The sequence below is a fragment of the Brucella sp. NBRC 12950 genome (assembly GCF_030268145.1).
GTDB lineage: Bacteria > Pseudomonadota > Alphaproteobacteria > Rhizobiales > Rhizobiaceae > Brucella.
In genome coordinates this window covers 1-345 of record NZ_BSQC01000064.1, presented here as the reverse complement: position 1 = coordinate 345, position 345 = coordinate 1, and the positions used below count along the sequence as shown (strand labels likewise).

The window sequence follows — 345 nt, the reverse complement described above, 5'->3', positions numbered from 1 at the left end:
CCGCTTCCGACCTCATTCCGGCCCTTTCGGTTGCGCCACCGCCTGCTCAATAGCGGACGAGCTAAATGGGCTAGCTGCTAAAGAATGCGTCCTCAGCCTCGTAATCGAATAATGGAACTGTATAGCCCGCCAGAACCGGAAACCGCTTTTGCCACTTTTCGTCTGCCGAATTTCTAAGCCACTCGCACGTGGCAAAAACTGAACGCGCATAGTCGGTCGCTGGCGTGTATCCAATCTGCCGTGCGGCTTCAGTGCTCAAAGTGAATGGGGCGGGCACCGACCATGGTGTCCAACCAATGGGGGAGCCGAGACGTGGATCGCCCATGTTAATCGGGACCAAAGTCC

At 56.5% G+C, this 345-nt stretch carries 1 pseudogene; it reads right to left on the bottom strand.

What is annotated here, in order from left to right:
• Positions 1-70 precede the first annotated feature (70 nt).
• Positions 71-345: pseudogene (locus QSJ70_RS27465) on the bottom strand (hypothetical protein); the annotation flags it as partial.